Source organism: Actinomadura sp. NPDC048955, assembly GCF_040649435.1.
GTDB lineage: Bacteria > Actinomycetota > Actinomycetes > Streptosporangiales > Streptosporangiaceae > Spirillospora > Spirillospora luteofluorescens.
In genome coordinates this window covers 352,205-370,447 of sequence record NZ_JBEZJI010000001.1, presented here as the reverse complement: position 1 = coordinate 370,447, position 18,243 = coordinate 352,205, and the positions used below count along the sequence as shown (strand labels likewise).

Here is an 18,243-nt window from a genome sequence, read left to right as displayed (position 1 = left end):
CCGTTGCCCGCAGGCGGCCGGGCCGCCCGCCTGCGGGTTCGGCGGCTTTCGACCGTCCAGATAAGGAAACGAGACATGATGGTGTACGAGTACTCCGCCGGCGGGCGACCGGCCCGGAATCCGGCGCCGAGATGAGTGCCGCCGACATTCCCTACTTCACCGCCGCCGACATCCACGCCTCAACGACGCCGGCCATGGCGGTCACCGCGATCGAAGACGCTCTCCGGTCAGGGCTCGATCCGAAGGACGACCTGGTCCGGACGGCCACCGGCCTGAGACACGGCCAGTTCCTGCTGATGCCGTCAGAGGCCGGCGACAGCGCCGGCGTCAAGATAGCGTCCGTCGCCCCCGGCAACCCTCGCCGCGGGCTACCGCGAATCCAGGCCCTCTACGTGTTGTTCGACGCGGCGACCCTCACCCCCCGAGCCCTGCTCGACGGGACCGCGTTGACCACACTGCGCACACCGGCCGTGTCCTTCGCGGCGGTTCGGTCCGCCGTCTCGCGTCTGGGTCACGCGCCCCGGATCCTGCTGTTCGGAGCCGGACCGCAGGGGCGGGCGCACGTCGACGCGCTTCGGTCGCTTCTCGGTCCGGAGGCGGTGGCACACGTGACCTACGTGGTTCGGAACCCGGACCGCGTGGACCGGAGCACGGTCGGGGCCGCGCCGGTGATCCGGGCCGGAGCTCATCACGGAGCCGTCGCCGAAGCGGATCTCATCGTCTGCGCGACGAGCGCGTCCACGCCCTGCTTCGACTCGAACCAGGTCAAGGACGACTGCGTCGTGATCGCCGTCGGCTCACACCAGCCGGACGCTCGTGAGATCGACTCCGCGTTCGTCGGTCGTGCGCAGGTCGTGGTCGAGGACGTGGAGACGGCCACCCGTGAGTCGGGTGACATCGTCATGGCCGTCGCCGATGGCGTGATCACTGCCGATCGGCTCGTCGCCATGCGCGACGTCGTGGACGGATCACGTGGGCTCGAGGCGGGCCGCCCGGTGCTGTTCAAGAGTTCCGGGATGTCGTGGGAGGACCTGATCATCGCGAACACGGTCCTGGAAGCCTCCATGCGACGGCCGCACGACCGCTGAGCGCGGCACCGTCACCGCGGCCCGACGAGGACGACCGCAACCGCCAGTAGCAAGGAGATGCACGATGACCAAAGAGATCACGCACTGGGCCGGCGGCACCGAGTTCACCGGGACCCCGGAACTGTGGGGCGATGTCACCAACCCCGCCACCGGACGCGTCACCGGACGCGTCGCGCTTGCCAGCGAAACCGACGTCCAGTTCGTCGTCGACGCGGCCAAGAAGGCCTTCACGACCTGGGCGGGCGTCTCCCTGGCCCGCCGCACCCAGATCCTGTTCTCGTTCCGCGAGCTGCTCAACAGCCGCAAGAGCGAGCTCGCGGCGCTGATCACCGCCGAGCACGGCAAGGTGTTCTCCGACGCGCTCGGCGAGATCTCCCGCGGCCAGGAGGTCGTCGAGTTCGCCTGCGGCATCGCTCACCTGCTCAGGGGCGGTCACTCCGAGAACGCCTCCACGGGCGTCGACGTGCACTCCACACGCGCCCCGCTCGGTGTGGTCGGCATCATCAGCCCGTTCAACTTTCCCGCCATGGTCCCGATGTGGTTCTTCCCCATCGCGATCGCCGCGGGCAACACCGTTGTCCTCAAGCCCAGCGAGAAGGACCCCTCCGCCGCGCTCTGGATCGCCGACCTCTGGCGGGAGGCCGGGCTCCCCGACGGTGTCTTCAACGTGCTCCAAGGCGGTAAGACCGCCGTCGACGGACTGCTGCGCAGCCCCGACGTCGCCGCGATCAGCTTCGTCGGCTCCACTCCGGTCGCACAATACGTCTACGAGGAGGCCAGTCGGCGCGGAAAGCGAGTGCAGGCCCTCGGCGGCGCGAAGAACCACATGGTCGTGCTGCCCGGCGCCGACCTCGGCCTCGCCGCCGACGCGGCGGTCAACGCCGGGTACGGCAGCGCCGGCGAGCGTTGCATGGCGATCAGCGTGCTGGTCGCCCTTGAGCCGATCGCCGACGAGCTCGTCGTCCAGATCGCCGAGCGCATCCGGACGCTGCGCATCGGCGACGGTCGCCGTGACAGCGCCAACGCGATCGACATGGGCCCCCTCGTCACCAAGGCCCACCGCGACAGGGTCGCGGGCTTCGTGACCTCGGGCGAGAGGGCCGGCGCCGAACCGGTCATCGACGGCCGCGATGTCCAAGCCGATGGCGAGGAGGGCGGCTTCTGGCTCGGCCCGACCTTGTTCGACCACGTCACGCCCGATATGGAGATCTACCGTGAGGAGATCTTCGGGCCGGTCCTGTGCGTCGTGCGAGTCTCCTCCTACGACGAGGCCGTCGCGCTCATCAACGCCAACCAGTACGGAAACGGCGCCGCGATCTTCACCAACGACGGCGGCGCCGCCCGCCGCTTCGCGAACGACGTCCACGTCGGCATGATCGGGGTCAACATTCCCATTCCGGTACCGGTCGCCTACTACTCCTTCGGCGGCTGGAAGCGCTCGCTGTTCGGCGACACCCACGCCCACGGCACCGAGGGGGTCCACTTCTTCACCCGCGCCAAGGTCGTCACCTCCCGCTGGATCGACCCGGCCGTCCGCTCAGGAGGCGGGCTCGAACTAGGGTTCCCGCAGAATGCCTGACACCGCCCAAGCTTCGGTGCGCCGAAACGCAGTGCTGCCGATCCTGGGCTGCCGATCCTGGGCTGCCGGGCCAAGGCTGCCGGGCCAAGGCTGCCGGGCCAAACGGTGCCTCAGGCCGACCGATGCGCTCGGCGCCGCCCAGCGGGCCACCGGGTGTATGGCTGGTCTCCGTCCGGCGGACGGAGACCAGCTGTCACGCTGTCGGCCTAGCCGGCTTCGGTGACGGTGAAGCGGCGCAGGTCGAGCGCCGGGTTCTTCGCGCGGACGGCCTTGACCCGCTCGGGCGAGACGTCCCCGGACACGACCCCGGTCCCCTCCCCCAGCGCCGCCACGACGACGCCCATCGGGTCGACGACCATGCTGTTTCCGGCGCCGGTCGGGGCGCACTGGTCGGCGGCCGCCACGTAGATGGTGTTCTCGATCGCGCGGGCCCGCACCAGCGTCCGCCAGTGGTCCTCCTTGAGCGGCCCCGGCACCCATTCGGCGGGCAGCGCCAGGACGTCGGCGCCGGCGTCCACGATCCGCCGCGTCACCTCCGGGAACCGGACGTCGTAGCAGGTCTGCATGCCGAACGTGACGCCGTCGACGGCGAAGGTGCGCGGCTCGCCGATCTCGCCGGGGCGCACCAGCGCCGACTCCTCGTACCCGAACGCGTCGTACAGGTGGATCTTGCGGTACTCGGCGACGACGTCCCCGGCGGGGGCGACGGCGACGAGGGTGTTGGAGATGCGGCCGGGATCGTCCAGCCGCTCGTTCACGCCCGCGACGACGTGGACGCCGTGGCGCCGGGCCAGGCCGCCGAGCCCCGCCACGAACGGGCCGTCGAGGGCCTCGGCCGAGTCGACGAACCGCCGGTCCAGCTTCGGCGCGGTGAACATCGCGAACTCGGGCAGCACCACGACCCGCGCGCCCTGCCCGGCCGCCTCGGCGACCAGCCCGCCGATCGCCGCCAGGTTCTCGTCCTTGTCGGTTCCGGGCGCGAACTGCGCCACCGCGACCCGCACCATACGCCGCCTCCTACATCCGGTCGACGCCGGTCACCCGGACGACGGCCTCGCCCTCCTGGTCGGAACCCGCGAGGTCGACCTCGGCGCTGACGCCCCAGTCGTGATGCCCCTCGGGGTCGTCGAACACCTGCCGGACGCGCCACAGCGCGTCCTGCGGGACCTCCTCGATCTGCAGCAGCTTCGGCCCCCGCGCGTCGGCCCCGGTGAGCAGCTCGTCGTGCTCCTCGAAGTAGCGGTCCATCGCCTCCGCCCACGCGTCGGCGCCGAATTCGGGGTCCAGCCCGCCCAGCTCGCCGTAGCGCTCCAGCGCCGCCAGCTCCACCCGGCGGAACATCGCGTTGCGCACCAGCACCCGGAACGCCCGCGCGTTCGCGGTGACCTTGGTGACGCGCTCCTCGATCGGCTCGTCCAGGTCCTCGGCGGCGGGGTTGGCGAGCTGCTCCCACTCGTCCAGCAGGCTGGAGTCGACCTGCCGGACCAGCTCGCCCAGCCACTCGATCAGGTCGATGAGGTCGTCGGTCTTGATCGACTCCGGGACGGTCTGCTGCAGCGCCTTGTAGGCCCCCGACAGGTACCGCAGGACGAGCCCCTCGCCCCGCGCCAGCTCGTAGTACCCGATGTACTCGGTGAACGTCATCGCCCGCTCGTACATGTCGCGCACGACCGACTTCGGGCGCAGCGGATGGTCGCCGACCCAGGGGTGCCCCGCGCGGTACACCTCGTAGGCGGCGCCGAGCACGTCCTCCAGGGGCTTCGGGTGGTCGACGTCCTGGAGCAGCTCCATCCGCTCCTCGTACTCGATGCCCTCGGCCTTCATCTCCTGGACGGCCTCGCCCCGCGCCCGGTTGACCTGCGCGGCCAGGATCTGCCGCGGGTCCTCCAGCGTCGCCTCGATCACCGACAGCACGTCCAGCGCGTACGACGGCGACGCCGGGTCGAGGATCTCGAAGGCCGCGAGCGCGAACGTCGACAGCGCCTGGTTGAGCGCGAAGTCCTCCTGGAGGTCGACGGTGATGCGCGCGTACCGGCCGGCGTCGTCCGGCTCCGGCAGCACCTCGACGATGCCGCCCGCGAGCAGCGACCGGTAGATCGCGATGGCGCGGGAGATGTGCCTGCGCCGCGCCGCGGGCTCCTCGTGGTTGTCGGTCAGCAGCCGCTTCATGGCCTGGAACGCGTTGCCCGGCCGCGCGATCACCGACAGCAGCATCGCGTGGCTGACCTGGAACCGGGACCGGAGCATCTCCGGCTCGGCCTCCTGCAGCTTCTTGAAGACGTCCTCGTCCCAGCCGACGAACCCCTCCGGCGGCTTCTTGCGCTGGACCTTCCGCCGCTTCTTCGGGTCGTCGCCGGCCTTGGCCAGCGCCTTCTCGTTCTCCACCACGTGCTCGGGCGCCTGCGCGACGACGAACCCGACCGTGTCGAAGCCGGCCCGCCCCGCCCGCCCGGCGATCTGGTGGAACTCCCGCGCCCTGAGCCGCCGCACCCGGTGCCCGTCGTACTTGCTGAGCGCGGTGAACACGACCGTCCTGATGGGGACGTTCACCCCGACCCCCAGGGTGTCGGTCCCGCAGATGACCTTCAGCAGCCCGGCCTGCGCGAGCCGCTCCACCAGCCGCCGGTACTTGGGCAGCATCCCGGCGTGGTGGACCCCGATGCCGTGCCGGACGAACCGCGACAGGTTGCGCCCGAACTTCGTGGTGAACCGGAAGTTGCCGATCAGCTCGGCGATCCGCGCCTTCTCCGCCTTGGTGCACACGTTGATGCTCATCAGCGCCTGCGCCCGCTCGATCGCCGCCGCCTGCGTGAAGTGCACCAGGTAGATCGGCGCCTTCTGCTCGGCCAGCAGCTCCTCGATCGTCTCGTGCAGCGGCGTCACCCGGTAGTCGTAGATGAGGGGCACGGGCCGCTCCGCCGACGTCACCAGGGCGGTCGGCCGCCCTGTCCGCCGCGTCAGGTCCTTCTGGAAGAACGCGACGTCCCCGAGGGTGGCCGACATGAGCAGGAACTGGGTCTGCGGCAGTTCCAGCAGCGGTATCTGCCACGCCCAGCCCCGCTCGGGCTCGGCGTAGAAGTGGAACTCGTCCATCACGACCACGCCGATGTCGGCGTCCTTGCCGTCCCTGAGGGCGATGTTCGCCAGCACCTCCGCCGTGCAGCAGATGATCGGCGCGTCCGCGTTCACGCTGGCGTCGCCGGTCATCATCCCGACGTTGTCGCGCCCGAACATCTCGCACAGGTCGAAGAACTTCTCCGACACCAGCGCCTTGATCGGCGCCGTGTAGAAGCCGACCTGGTCCCGGCCGAGCCCCGCGAACAGCGCCCCCGCCGCCACCAGGCTCTTGCCCGACCCGGTCGGCGTCGACAGGATCACGTTCGCGCCGGAGACCACCTCGATGAGCGCCTCCTCCTGGGCGGGGTACAGCGTGATCCCGCGCCCCGACACCCACCGTTCGAACGCCTCGAACAGAGAGTCGGCGTCGGTGTCGTTTCCGGAGGGAAGCTCATCGATAAGGCTCACCCCTCCATCCTGCCCCCGATCACCCACTGCCCGCGCCGGACGCCGCTCCGCGTCTAGACCAGCCCGTGGCCGTACCTGTCCATGAGGGGCCGGAGGTCGGGCTCTCCGAAGGACTCCCGCATCGCCTCGAAGACGGGGACCTTCTCCTCCCCGAACCGCCGGACGCGGCCGGCGTAGGTGGCGGCGGACACGAAGGTCGGCGGATCGGTCTTGCTGTGGAACTTGTCGGCGTACATCACGAGCCGCTCCTCGCCGGTCACGGCCACGTAGTCGCCGGCCGGGACGGGAAGCCGCTGCCGCGCGATGTCGGCGCGGGTCAGCCCGACCCCGGTGTGGCACGAGCAGAAGCGGCAGATCTCCTCCGGGAACCCCTCCTCCCGGAGGATCTCGTGACCGAGCACCCCGTGCCGGACGTAGCCGCTGTAGTCGATCGTCCCGGACGGGCCGTAGAGCCGGTAGACGCCGAGGTCGTGCAGCAGGCACCCGGCCCGCACGAGATCGGCGTCGACCGCGAGCCCCGCCGCGTCCATGATGCGCTCGGCGATCTCGGACACGATGACGCAGTGCGTCCACACGGCCTCGAACGCCTCGGCCCCCGGCGCGTACCGCTCGTGCAGGGCCCGGATCTCGTCGACCCCAGGTATCTCCACCCCACGACCTTAGACCGGCGCGCCCGCTCGGCCCGTCAGGGACGGACCGAGCTGCGGGCATAGGGCCCGGCCGTCAGGCGCCTACTTCGGTGCGGTCGCCGCCCCAGAGGGTGTGGAAGGAGCCGTCGCGGTCGGTGCGGCGGTAGGTGTGGGCGCCGAAGAAGTCGCGCTGCCCCTGCGTGAGCGCGGCCGGCAGGCGGTCGGCGCGCAGGGAGTCGTAGTAGGCCAGCGCGGTGGAGAAGCCGGGCGCGGGAACGCCGAGACGCGCGGCGGTGGCGACCACCTCGCGCCAGGCGTCCTGGGCGTCGCCCACGGCCTCGGCGAAGTGGTCGTCGGTCAGCAGCGTCGGGGTCTCCGGGTCGGCCTCGTAGGCGGCGCGGATGCGGTCCAGGAAGCGGGCCCGGATGATGCAGCCGCCCCGCCAGATGGTGGCCATCGCCCCGAGGTCGATGTTCCAGCCGTACTCGGCGCTGCCCGCCTGGATCTCGTGGAACCCCTGCGCGTACGCCACGATCTTGGAGGCGTACAGGGCCTTCTCCACGGCGTCGGCGAAGCCGGAGTCCGCGACGGCCGTGCGGGACGGCCCGGGCAGGCCCCGCGCGGCCTCGCGCAGCGCGGCGTGGCCGGAGACGGACCGGGCGAACACGGCCTCGGCGATGCCGCCGACGGGGACGCCGAGGTCGAGGGCCGTCTGCACGGTCCAGCGGCCGGTGCCCTTCTGCTCGGCCTGGTCCAGGACGACGTCCACGAACGGCCGGCCCGTCGAGGCGTCGGTGTGTGCGAGGACCTCGGCGGTGATCTCGATCAGGTAGGACTCCAGGCGGCCGGTGTTCCAGGTGCGGAACACCTCGGCGATCTCGGCCGGCGCGAGCCCGGCGGCGTGCCGCAGCAGGTCGTAGGACTCCGCGATCAGCTGCATGTCGGCGTACTCGATGCCGTTGTGCACCATTTTCACGAAGTGCCCGGCGCCGTCGGGGCCGACGTGCACGCAGCAGGGCGTCCCGTCGACCTTGGCGGAGATGTCCTCCAGCAGCGGGCCGAGCGCCTCGTAGGACTCCGCGGAGCCGCCCGGCATGATGCTCGGGCCGTGCAGCGCGCCCTCCTCGCCGCCGGAGATGCCGGTGCCGACGAAGTGGATCCCGCGCTCGCGCAGTGCGGCCTCGCGGCGGCGGGTGTCGGCGAAGTTGGCGTTGCCGCCGTCGACGATCATGTCACCGGGCTCCAGCAGCGGGGCGAACTCGTCGATGACCGCGTCGGTCGGGCCGCCCGCCTTCACCATGACGACCAGCCGCCGGGGCCGCTCCAGGGACTCCACGAACCGCTCCGGCGTTTCCGCGGGCAGGAACGTTCCCTCGCCGCCGAATTCCTCCACCAGGGCCTTCGTCCTGGCGGACGTGCGGTTGTGCACGGCCACGGGGTGCCCGTGCCGGGCCAGGTTGCGGGCCAGGTTGCGCCCCATCACCGCCAGTCCGGTGACACCGATTCGCGCCTTCTGCATTGGCTGACTCCTCCTCGTGTGCGACCCTGACCAAGGGGTTGTACGCGGCTCATGATCCCCCCGTTCGAGCGCCCGGGCCCGCATACCCGCGCTCGTCGCGGGAACGGGTCGCGCTTTGAGGATCACTATCGATGGTGCCATCTACCTGGGGGTGCGATGCTGGGACTGCCGGACGAGGCGGCCGCGTGTCTCTTCGATCTCGACGGCGTGCTGACCCGGACCGCGGCCGTTCACGCGGCGGCGTGGAAGGAGATGTTCGACGGCTACCTGCGCGAACGGGCGGAGCGGACCGGTGAGCCGTTCACCGAGTTCGACCCCGTGCGCGACTACGGCCGTTACGTCGACGGCAAGAGACGCGAGGACGGGACGCGCTCGTTCCTGGAGTCGCGCGGCATCTCCCTGCCCGAGGGAGATCCGGACGACCCGCCCGAGAAGGAGACCATCCGGGGCCTCGGGAACCGCAAGAACTCCCTCGTCCTGAAGATCATCCAGGAGAAGGGCGTCGAGACCTTCGACGGGTCGATCGACTACGTCCGCAAGGCGCGCGAGGCCGGGCTGAAGACCGCCGTGGTCTCCTCCAGCGCCAACACCGTCCAGGTCCTGCGGACCGCCGGCATCACCGACCTGTTCGACGCGCGCGTGGACGGCGTCGTCGCGGCGGAGCGCGACCTGCCCGGCAAGCCCGCTCCCGACACCTTCCTCGCGGGGGCCGAGGAGCTGGGCGTCCCCGCCGGCAAGGCGGTCGTCTTCGAGGACGCGCTCGCCGGCGTCCAGGCGGGGCGCGCCGGGAAGTTCGCCTACGTCGTCGGCGTCAACCGGGTCGGCGACGAGCACGCGAAGGCGCTCGCCGAGCACGGCGCCGACATCGTGGTCGACGACCTGTCCGAGCTGCTGGAGGGGCCGTGAGCGAGCACGAGAGCCAGGGCGCCGACCGGCCGGTGTTCTCCGTCGAGCCGTGGTGCGTGCGGGAGCCGGAGCTGCGGCTCGACCGGCTGGCCCAGACCGAGTCGGTGTTCTCCCTCTCCAACGGGCACGTCGGCATGCGCGGCAACCTCGACGAGGGCGAACCGCACGGGCTTCCCGGCACCTACCTGAACTCCTTCTACGAGCAGCGTCCCCTGCCGCACGCCGAGACCGCCTACGGCTACCCCGAGATGGGCCAGACGGTCATCAACGTCACCAACGGCAAGGTGATCCGGCTGCTCGTCGACGACGAGCCGCTCGACGTGCGCTACGGCCGCCTGCACCACCACGAGCGGATCCTCGACATGCGCGCGGGGACGCTCACCCGGCACGTGGAGTGGACGTCCCCGGCCGACCGCAGGATCAAGGTCACCTCGGTCCGGATGGTGTCGCTGACCCAGCGGGCCGTCGCGGCGATCTGCTACGAGGTCGAGCCGGTGGACGAGGCGGTCCGGGTGGTCGCCCAGTCGGAGCTGGTGGCCAACGAGGCGCTGCCCGGCGGCGGCAAGGACCCGCGCGCCTCGGCGATCCTGAGCAGCCCGCTCGTCGGCGAGGAGCACGTCGCCAACGGCACCAAGGTGCTGCTGCTGCACCGGACGCGGCAGAGCGGCCTGCGGATGGCCGCCGGGATGTCGCACGACATCGAGGGCCCGGAGTCGATGGCGATCGACACCGAGAGCTCCAAGGACGTGGGGCGGCTGACGGTCGCGACGCGGCTGGAGCCGGGGCAGCGGCTGCGCATCGTCAAGTACATCTCCTACGGCTGGTCGAGCCGGCGGTCGCGCCCCGCGCTGCACGACCAGGTGGTCGGGGCGCTGGCGGGCGCGCGGCAGACCGGCTGGCAGGGCCTGCTGGACGAGCAGCGCGAGTACCTCGACGACTTCTGGGAGGGCGCGGACGTCGAGGTCGACGGCGACGCCGAGATCCAGCAGGCGGTCAGGTTCGGGCTGTTCCACGTCCTGCAGGCGGGCGCCCGCGCGGAGCGCCGCATGATCCCGGCCAAGGGGCTGACGGGACCGGGCTACGACGGGCACACGTTCTGGGACACCGAGACGTTCGTGCTGCCGGTCCTCACCTACACTTCCCCCGGCGCCGCGGCGGACGCCCTCGGCTGGCGGCACATGACGCTGCCCCTGGCCCGGGACCGTGCCAACCAGCTCGGCCTGGAGGGTGCGACGTTCCCGTGGCGGACGATCCGCGGGCACGAGTGCTCGGGCTACTGGCCCGCCGGCACCGCGGCGTTCCACATCAACGCCGACATCTCCGACGCGGTCGTCCGGTACGTGGACGCCACGCAGGACGAGCAGTTCGAGCGGGAGATCGGCCTGGACATCCTGGTCCAGACGGCCCGGCTGTGGCGGAGCCTCGGCCACCACGACGTGGGCGGGGTGTTCCGCATCGACGGCGTCACCGGCCCCGACGAGTACAGCGCGGTGGTGGACAACAACGTCTACACCAACCTGATGGCGCGCCGGAACCTCCAGGAGGCCGCCGAGACGGCGATGCGCCACCCGGACGTGGCCGACCGGCTCGGCGTGAACGCCGAGGAGGCGGCGTCGTGGCGGGACGCGGCGGCGGCGATGCTCATCCCCTACGACGAGCGGCTCGGCGTCCACCCGCAGAGCGAGAGCTTCACCAACCACGCCCGCTGGGACTTCTCCGCCACCAAACCCGACCACTATCCGCTGCTGCTGAACTACCCCTACTTCGACCTCTACCGCAAGCAGGTGGTCAAACAGGCGGACCTGGTGCTCGCCCTGCACCTGTGCGGCGACGCGTTCACCGACGAGCAGAAGGAACGCGACTTCGCCTACTACGAGGGCCTGACCGTCCGCGACTCGTCGCTGTCGGCGCAGACGCAGGCGGTCGTCGCCGCCGAGGTCGGCCAGCTGGAGCTGGCGCACGACTACCTCGGCGAGACCGCCCTGATGGACCTGCACGACCTGAACCACAACACCCGCGACGGGCTGCACATCGCCTCGATGGCGGGGGCGTGGAGCGGGCTCGTCGCCGGGTTCGGCGGGATGCGGGCGGGCAAGGGCACGCTGCGGTTCGCGCCGCGGCTGCCCGGCGGGATCAGCCGGCTGGCGTTCCGGATGCGGTACCGGGGCAACCGGATCAAGGTCAGCGTGACCGGTGAGGCGGCCCGCTACGAGCTGCTGGACGGCCGGGGCCTCACCCTGTGGCACCACGGCGAGCGGTTCACCCTCGCCGACGAGCCCGTCGAGCTGCCGATCGAGCAGATCCCGGTGCGGCCGGCGGTGACACAGCCGGCGGGCCGGGAGCCCGCGCCGCGGCGCATCGACCCGCACGGCCGCGACCCCCGCCGCCGCTAGGCGGGTCGCTGAGCGGGGCCGCTAGGCGGGGCCGCTCTCCGGAGCGCAGACCCGCGCGCAGCCGTCCGCCTCGGAGGCCCGCGTCCCGTCCGCCGGGCGGGACGCGGGGTCTCCGGGGCCGGCCGGCACGAGCAGCCGGCGCGGTCCCGGTCCCTCGTCCCCGAGCCGGTCGTAGGGGTTGGCGAGCGCGCACCTGCTGATCGACAGGCAGCCGCAGCCGATGCAGTCGGTGAGGTCGTCGCGCAGCCGTTCGAGCTGCCGGATGCGCGCGTCGAGCTCGCCGCGCCACCTCTCGGAGAGGCGCGCCCAGTCGGCCACCGTGGGGGTGCGCTCCTCGGGGAGGGTGGCGAGCGCGTCGCGGATGTCGCCGAGCGGGATCCCGACGCGCTGCGAGACCTTGATGAACGAGACCCGGCGGAGCGTGTCCCGGCTGAACCGCCGCTGGTTGCCCGCCGTGCGCCGGCTGCTGATCAGTCCCTTGGACTCGTAGAAGTGCAGCGCCGAGACGGCCACGCCGCTCCGCTCGGCGAGCTGCCCGACGGTCAGTTCGTGCACCCGGTGCTCCAGCCGCGTCATGCACCGGATCCTATGCGTTCCTCAACCGCGCTTGAGGTCGGGCCGGGCGGCCGGGCCCCGGTCAGTAGCGGGGGCCGGGCCGGTAGTGGGCGGCGGGGCTCGTCCCGCCGGGGCGCTCGGCCGCGTGGCCGAGCCGGCGCAGCCGGAACGCCGCGCCGATCATGGCGGCGCCGGCCAGGACGGCCAGCAGGCCGATCAGCCAGACGATGGCGATCGCGCCGGAGACGGGCCACGCGAACAGCATGATCCCGAAGATCAGCGAGACGGCACCGGTGAGCACGTACGCCCACTCGCCCTTCAGCTCCTTGCGCATCGCGAGCGCGACCCCGATCTCCAGGACGCCGGTGGCGACCGCCCAGGCGGCGATCAGCATCAGCAGGACGAACGCGGTGATGCCGGGCCACACCAGCGCCGCGATGCCGAGTGCGATCCCGGCGGCCCCCGACAGGGCGAGCAGGCCGCGCGGGCCGCCGGAGGTTCCGCGGATCGCCTGCGCGACCGCGAACACGCCGTCCACCAGGGCGTAGGCGCCGAACAGCACCACCAGCGCCCAGACGGTGATGCCCGGCCACACCCAGGCGACGATGCCGAAAATGACCGCGAACGTGCCGCGCAGCGCGAGCACCCACCAGTGGCGGGTCATCAGGTCGAACATTCCGGCCTCCCGGGGACGGGGAACTCCTCCAGTGTTGACCGCCGGCGCCTGCGGGGAACGCAAAGGCCGGTCGCGAACTTCGCAAAGTTCGCGACCGGCCCACGGGTCCGGCCGGTGGCCGGCTCCGCCCGCGCGTCAGTGCTCCAGGCGGCGCACCAGGTCGTGGTACTCGTCCCACAGCGCCTTCGGCGTGTGGTCACCGAACCGCTCGAAGAACTCCGGCACGAGGGCGGCCTCCTGCTTCCACACCTCGGTGTCGACCGACAGCAGCGTCCCCAGGTCGGCGTCGTCGATGTCGAGGCCCTCGGTGTCGAGCGCCTCCCGGGTCGGCAGGTGCCCGATCGGGGACTTGACCGCGTCGGCCTTGCCGTTGAGGCGCTCGACGATCCACTTCAGGACGCGGCTGTTCTCGCCGAAGCCGGGCCAGATGAACCTGCCGTCGGCGTTCTTGCGGAACCAGTTGACGTAGTAGATCCGCGGGAGCTTCTCCGGGTCCGTGGCCTTGCCGATCTCCAGCCAGTGGCCGAAGTAGTCGCCCATGTTGTAGCCGCAGAACGGCAGCATGGCGAACGGGTCGCGGCGCAGCTCGCCGACGGCGCCCTCGGCGGCGGCGGTCTTCTCGGACGCGACGTTGGCGCCGAGGAACACGCCCTGCTGCCAGTCGAACGACTCGGTGACGAGCGGGACGGCGGAGGCGCGGCGGCCGCCGAACAGGATCGCCGAGATCGGGACGCCCTTCGGGTCCTCCCACTCGTCGGCGATGATCGGGCACTGCCCGGCCGGGGTGGTGAAGCGGGCGTTCGGGTGGGCCGCCGGGCTCGTGGAGTCCGGCGTCCAGTCGTTGCCCTTCCAGTCGGTCAGGTGCGCGGGCGGCTCGTCGGTGAGTCCCTCCCACCACACGTCGCCGTCGTCGGTGAGGGCCACGTTCGTGAAGATGCTGTTGCCCCACAGCGTCCTGACCGCGTTGGCGTTGGTGCTCTCGCCGGTGCCGGGCGCGACGCCGAAGAACCCGGCCTCGGGGTTGATGGCGTACAGGCGGCCGTCGTCGCCGAAGCGCATCCAGGCGATGTCGTCGCCGATCGTCTCGACCTTCCACCCGGGGATGGTCGGCTCCAGCATGGCGAGGTTGGTCTTCCCGCACGCCGAGGGGAACGCGGCGGCGACGTAGCGGGTCTCACCGGTGGGCGGCGTCAGCTTCAGCACGAGCATGTGCTCGGCCATCCAGCCCTCGTCGCGGGCCATCGTCGAGGCGATGCGCAGCGCGTAGCACTTCTTGCCGAGCAGCGCGTTGCCGCCGTACCCGGACCCGTAGGACCAGATCTCCCGGGTCTCGGGGAAGTGGGTGATGTACTTGGTCGAGTTGCACGGCCACCTGACGTCCTCCTGGCCAGGCTCCAGGGGGGCGCCGACGGAGTGGACGGCCCTGACGAACGACCCGCGCTCCTCGATGAGGCGCAGCGCGCCCTCGCCCATCCGCGTCATGATCCGCATGGACACGGCGACATAGGCGGAGTCGGTGATCTCCACGCCCAGCTGCGAGATGGTGCCGCCGAGGGGGCCCATGCAGAACGGCACCACGTACATGGTGCGGCCCTTCATGCAGCCCGCGAAGAGGCCGCCCAGGGTCTCCCGCATCTCGCCGGGCGCGACCCAGTTGTTGGTGGGACCGGCGTCCTCCTGCTTCTCGGAGCAGATGAACGTCCGGTCCTCGACGCGGGCGACGTCGGTGGGATCGGAGGCCGCGTGGAAGCTGTTGGGCCGTTTGGCCGGGTCCAGCCGCGTCAGGGTGCCCTGCTCGACGAGGAGGCCGGTGAGCCGCTCCCACTCCTCCTGCGAGCCGTCACACCACTCGACCCGGTCGGGCCCGGTCAGCTCGGCGATCCCGCGCACCCACTCAATCAGTTCGGTGTGGCCGGTAGGGGCCTGGTCGAGGCCGGGGACCTGGTTGGACACGGGCGTTCTCCTTCAGCTGTTCGCAGGATGTTTGCATGATGAACAAGACCCGTCGTTTTTGCCATTTGGTCTGGACCAATCCCGTCCGCTTTTGGGGCATGATGCCCGGTTCTGTGAGGGATATCACTGGATGGGGGAACCGACCGCCCACCCGCACCCGCCGGACGGCACGAGAGCGCTCAAGCTGGGTAAACGTGGGTCTCGGTGGCCTTCACGGCCGCCCAGACGGGGCTGCCCTCCGACAATTGGAGCTCCGCGACCGCCGCCTGAGTGACGTCCGCTACGGCGTCGAAAGGCGGCCCCGACAGCCGGACCCGGACACGGTCCCCCTGCCGTTCGATCGCGCCGACGCGCGTGCGCCAGAGGTTGCGCGGGCTGCCGTCGGGACGCGTCCGGTACAGCGCCACCGAGGATGGCGCGAAGGCGAGGAACACCTCGCCTTCGAGTGAGTCGACAGTGTCGAGGGTTGCGGCACCGCCCCCCAGGGCGACCGTCCCCGCCTCGGCCCTGCCCCGGTACAGGTTCAGCCCGACCAGTCGCGCGACGTAGTCGGTCCGCGGGCGGCGCGCGACGTCGGCCGGGGTCCCCTGCTGGACGAGCCGGCCGCCCTCGACGACGACGAGGCGGTCGGCGAGCACCATGGCGTCCAGCGGGTCGTGCGTGACGAGCACGGCGGCGCCCTCGAACCCGGCGAGGTGGCGGCGCAGCGCGGCCCTGATCTCCATCCGGGTGTGCGCGTCCAGCGCCGCGAGCGGCTCGTCCAGCAGCAGCAGGCCCGGATCGACGGCCAGCGCGCGGGCGAGGGCCACCCGCTGCGCCTGCCCGCCGGACAGGGCCCGCGGGCGCGCGGACGCGTGCTCGGCGAGCCCCATCCGCTCCAGCCAGCCCGCGGCGATGCGCCGGGCGGCGCGGCGCCCGGCGCCCCGGCAGCGCGGCCCGAACGCGACGTTGTCGAGCGCCGTCAGGTGCGGGAACAGCAGGTAGTCCTGGAACACCATGCCGATGCCGCGGCGGTCGGGCGGCAGCGCGCGCAGGTCGGCGCCGTCCACCCGCAGGTGCCCGCCCGCCATCGGCACGAGCCCGGCCAGGGCGCGCAGCGCGGTGCTCTTGCCCGCCCCGTTCGGGCCGAGCAGCGCCACGACCTCGCCCGGCCCGGCGGTGAGCGCGAGATCGAGGTCGAACGCGGCGCGGCGGACGACGAGCCGCGCGTCCAGCCCCCGGGGTCCGCTCATCGCGCGCCGCCCACCCAGCGGTCCCGGAGCACGGCGAGGACGGCGACCGAGACGGCGAGCAGGACGAGGCTGAGCACGATCGCCGCCTGCGGGTCGGTCTCCAGCGCCAGGTACACCGCGAGCGGCATCGTCTGCGTCCGGCCGGGGAAGTTGCCCGCGAAGGTGATCGTCGCCCCGAACTCGCCGAGCGCCCGCGCCCAGCACAGGATCGACCCGGCCGCGACGCCCGGCGCGACCAGCGGCAGCGTGACCCGCCGGAAGATCGTCCAACGGCCGGCGCCGAGGGTGGCGGCGGCCTCCTCGTAGCGCAGGTCGGCGGCGCGCAGCGCGCCCTCCACGCTGATCACCAGGAACGGCATCGCGACGAACGCCTCGGCGAGCACGACGCCGGCGGTGGTGAACGGGAACGTGAGGCCGAAGGCGCGGTCCAGCCAGCCGCCGACCAGCCCGCGCCGTCCGAGCACCAGCAGCAGCGCGACGCCGCCGACCACCGGCGGCAGCACCAGCGGAACGGTCACCAGGGCACGGACGAGCCGGGCGGCGGGGAACCGGACCCGGGCGAGCGTCCAGGCGAGGGGGACGCCGAGCAGCAGGCACAGGCCGGTGGCGAGGGTGGCGGTGAGCAGCGAGAGCCGGAGCGCCTCCAGGACCTGCGCCTGCAGGAGGCGGGTGCCGAGCGTCGACCACGGCGCCCTGACGAGCAGGCCGAGCAGCGGCAGCACCAGGAAGCCGAGCCCGAGCAGCGCGGGCGCGAGCAGCACCCACGGCGGCCGGCCCGGCAGCCGGTCCGCCTCCCGCGCCTCCCGGGACGCCCTCCGCGGTCGCGTCACGGCCCCTCGAAGCCCGCCCGGCTCAGCACCGCCCTGCCCTGCTCACCGACCACCAGCCGGATGAACTCCCCGGCGAGCGCGCCCTGCGGCGCCTTGGCGACCTCCACGATCGGGTAGTCGTTGATCGCCTTCGCGGCCTCCGGGAACTCGATGCCCGTGACCTCGCCGCCGGCCGCCTTCACGTCGGTGCGGTAGACGAGCCCCGCGTCGGCCTCCCCCAGGCCCACCTTCGTCAGGACGGCCTTGACGTCCTTCTCCCGCGACACCGGCTCGACCTGAACCCCGGCGGCGGCCAGAGCCGTCTCGGCCGCGGCGCCGCACGGCACCTGCACCGCGCACAGCACGACCTTCAACCCCCGCCGGCCGAGGTCGCCCACCTTCGCGACCCTGCCCGGGTCCCCCTTCGGGACGGCGATGACCAGGCGGTTGCGGGTGAAGACCTGCGGCCGCCCCGACGCGTCCCCGGCGTCGGTCACCGTCTTCATCGTGGCAAGGCTCGCGGCCGCGAACACGTCCGCCGGGGCGCCCTGCGTGATCTGCTGCGCCAGCGTCGAACTGCCGCCGAACTGGAACCTGACCTTCACGCCGGGATGCGCGCCCTCGAACGTCCTGCCGAGCTCGGTGAAGGCCTCGGTGAGCGAGGCCGCCGCGAACACCGTCAGGGTCTTGCCGCCGCCCGGCTCTCCCGAACCGGAGGAGTCGCCGGCGTCGCCGCAGCCCGCCAGGACGGCGAGCGACAGCGCCGCCACCGCCGCGGTTCGCTTGACCACGTTGCCTCCTCAGCCCTGGTCCGGCACTTCGACGACGACGTTCGTGGACTTGACGACGGCATCGGCGACCACGCCCGGCTCCAGGCCGAGGTCGTCGGCCGCCTCGCGGCTCATCAGCGACACGACGCGGAACGGCCCCGCCTGGATCTCGACCTGCGCCATCACCCCGTCCCGGAGGACCTCGGTGACGATCCCCCGCATCCGGTTGCGCGCCGAGGAGAAGCGTTCGGCCTGGTCGGACGAGCCGTTGCCGCGCGCCTGGTCCCGCACGAAGGCGGCCAGCTCCGCGCCCGGCACCCGCCGGTGGCCGTGCTCGTCCCGGGACGCCGGGAGCCTGCCGCCGTCCACCCACCGGCGGACGGTGTCGGCGCTGACGCCGAGAAGCGCGGCGGCCTCGCTGATCCTGAACGTCGTCACCCGGCAAAGCCTAGACAACCGCATATGCAAGGGGAAGAGCGGCATCATCCTTGATACAGCGATATCTACCGCACCCATGCCCTCGCAACCGCGAAAGGGGAAGGCCCCCTTCCCCGTCGATCGCCGCGGATGTCACCATCTACTTACATCCCCCGACCGCGAGGAGGACCC

At 72.0% G+C, this 18,243-nt stretch carries 15 protein-coding genes; 4 read left to right on the top strand and 11 right to left on the bottom strand.

Going from position 1 to position 18,243, the window contains the following annotated elements:
- The first annotated feature begins 131 nt into the window (after positions 1-131).
- Positions 132-1,088, top strand: coding sequence for an ornithine cyclodeaminase family protein (locus AB0C84_RS01750; RefSeq protein ID WP_361060132.1), 957 nt, complete (start codon positions 132-134; stop codon positions 1,086-1,088).
- 64 nt (positions 1,089-1,152) lie between these two features.
- The gene (locus AB0C84_RS01745) at positions 1,153-2,667 is read left to right on the top strand and encodes a CoA-acylating methylmalonate-semialdehyde dehydrogenase (protein WP_361060130.1); all 1,515 of its coding nucleotides are present in this window, start codon (positions 1,153-1,155) and stop codon (positions 2,665-2,667) included.
- 206 nt (positions 2,668-2,873) lie between these two features.
- Here AB0C84_RS01745 and AB0C84_RS01740 read toward each other — a convergent pair whose 3' ends face one another.
- The 4 genes from AB0C84_RS01740 to gndA all read right to left on the bottom strand — a co-directional run bounded on the left by AB0C84_RS01740 (position 2,874) and on the right by gndA (position 8,340).
- Entirely contained in the window at positions 2,874-3,674 is an 801-nt protein-coding gene (locus AB0C84_RS01740) for a carbon-nitrogen hydrolase family protein (protein ID WP_361060128.1), read from the bottom strand.
- Positions 3,675-3,684: 10 nt separating this feature from the next.
- Positions 3,685-6,192, bottom strand: a complete 2,508-nt coding sequence (locus AB0C84_RS01735; protein ID WP_361060126.1) for a DUF3516 domain-containing protein — start codon at positions 6,190-6,192, stop codon at positions 3,685-3,687.
- Between the two features lie 53 nt (positions 6,193-6,245).
- A complete protein-coding gene (locus tag AB0C84_RS01730) occupies positions 6,246-6,842 on the bottom strand; it encodes an HD domain-containing protein (RefSeq protein ID WP_361060124.1) in 597 nt (198 codons plus the stop codon).
- A gap of 73 nt (positions 6,843-6,915) precedes the next feature.
- Positions 6,916-8,340, bottom strand: coding sequence for an NADP-dependent phosphogluconate dehydrogenase (gene gndA, locus AB0C84_RS01725; protein ID WP_361060123.1), 1,425 nt, complete (start codon positions 8,338-8,340; stop codon positions 6,916-6,918).
- 156 nt (positions 8,341-8,496) lie between these two features.
- Between gndA and AB0C84_RS01720 the strand changes: the two genes are divergently transcribed.
- Complete coding sequence (locus tag AB0C84_RS01720; RefSeq protein ID WP_338742613.1) at positions 8,497-9,246, top strand: beta-phosphoglucomutase family hydrolase; 750 nt, start codon at positions 8,497-8,499, stop codon at positions 9,244-9,246.
- A complete protein-coding gene (locus AB0C84_RS01715; RefSeq protein ID WP_179842661.1) occupies positions 9,243-11,639 on the top strand; it encodes a glycoside hydrolase family 65 protein in 2,397 nt (798 codons plus the stop codon). Before AB0C84_RS01720 ends, AB0C84_RS01715 begins: the two co-directional genes overlap by 4 nt.
- 21 nt (positions 11,640-11,660) lie before the next feature.
- On the opposite strand, the gene soxR is transcribed toward AB0C84_RS01715, so the two are convergent.
- The 7 genes from soxR to AB0C84_RS01680 all read right to left on the bottom strand — a co-directional run bounded on the left by soxR (position 11,661) and on the right by AB0C84_RS01680 (position 18,072).
- A complete protein-coding gene (gene soxR / locus AB0C84_RS01710) occupies positions 11,661-12,215 on the bottom strand; it encodes a redox-sensitive transcriptional activator SoxR (RefSeq protein ID WP_179842662.1) in 555 nt (184 codons plus the stop codon).
- Between the two features lie 61 nt (positions 12,216-12,276).
- Entirely contained in the window at positions 12,277-12,870 is a 594-nt protein-coding gene (locus AB0C84_RS01705; protein WP_361060120.1) for an HdeD family acid-resistance protein, read from the bottom strand.
- Positions 12,871-13,005: 135 nt separating this feature from the next.
- Entirely contained in the window at positions 13,006-14,823 is a 1,818-nt protein-coding gene (locus AB0C84_RS01700; RefSeq protein WP_179842664.1) for a phosphoenolpyruvate carboxykinase (GTP), read from the bottom strand.
- Between the two features lie 179 nt (positions 14,824-15,002).
- Positions 15,003-16,055: an ABC transporter ATP-binding protein gene (locus AB0C84_RS01695; RefSeq protein ID WP_361060117.1), complete on the bottom strand. Its 1,053-nt coding sequence runs from the start codon at positions 16,053-16,055 to the stop codon at positions 15,003-15,005.
- On the bottom strand, positions 16,052-16,885 hold the full coding sequence (gene modB / locus AB0C84_RS01690) for a molybdate ABC transporter permease subunit (protein ID WP_258939105.1): 834 nt from the start codon (positions 16,883-16,885) through the stop codon (positions 16,052-16,054). Before modB ends, AB0C84_RS01695 begins: the two co-directional genes overlap by 4 nt.
- Positions 16,882-17,655 (bottom strand): molybdate ABC transporter substrate-binding protein, encoded by a 774-nt coding sequence (gene modA / locus AB0C84_RS01685; RefSeq protein WP_361060115.1) that lies wholly within the window; start codon positions 17,653-17,655, stop codon positions 16,882-16,884. The genes modB and modA overlap by 4 nt, the downstream gene beginning before the upstream one ends.
- A 9-nt stretch (positions 17,656-17,664) precedes the next feature.
- Complete coding sequence (locus AB0C84_RS01680) at positions 17,665-18,072, bottom strand: helix-turn-helix domain-containing protein (protein ID WP_179842668.1); 408 nt, start codon at positions 18,070-18,072, stop codon at positions 17,665-17,667.
- Positions 18,073-18,243 lie beyond the last annotated feature (171 nt).

What these genes read in the sequence shown, in the direction of transcription:
- AB0C84_RS01750 (WP_361060132.1), top strand. Translation starts at nt 132, where the DNA reads ATGAGTGCCGCCGACATTCCCTACTTCACCGCCGCCGACATCCACGCC.
- AB0C84_RS01745 (WP_361060130.1), top strand. Translation starts at nt 1,153, where the DNA reads ATGACCAAAGAGATCACGCACTGGGCCGGCGGCACCGAGTTCACCGGG.
- AB0C84_RS01740 (WP_361060128.1), bottom strand. Translation starts at nt 3,674, where the DNA reads ATGGTGCGGGTCGCGGTGGCGCAGTTCGCGCCCGGAACCGACAAGGAC.
- gndA (WP_361060123.1), bottom strand. Translation starts at nt 8,340, where the DNA reads ATGCAGAAGGCGCGAATCGGTGTCACCGGACTGGCGGTGATGGGGCGC.
- AB0C84_RS01720 (WP_338742613.1), top strand. Translation starts at nt 8,497, where the DNA reads ATGCTGGGACTGCCGGACGAGGCGGCCGCGTGTCTCTTCGATCTCGAC.
- soxR (WP_179842662.1), bottom strand. Translation starts at nt 12,215, where the DNA reads ATGACGCGGCTGGAGCACCGGGTGCACGAACTGACCGTCGGGCAGCTC.
- AB0C84_RS01705 (WP_361060120.1), bottom strand. Translation starts at nt 12,870, where the DNA reads ATGTTCGACCTGATGACCCGCCACTGGTGGGTGCTCGCGCTGCGCGGC.
- AB0C84_RS01695 (WP_361060117.1), bottom strand. Translation starts at nt 16,055, where the DNA reads ATGAGCGGACCCCGGGGGCTGGACGCGCGGCTCGTCGTCCGCCGCGCC.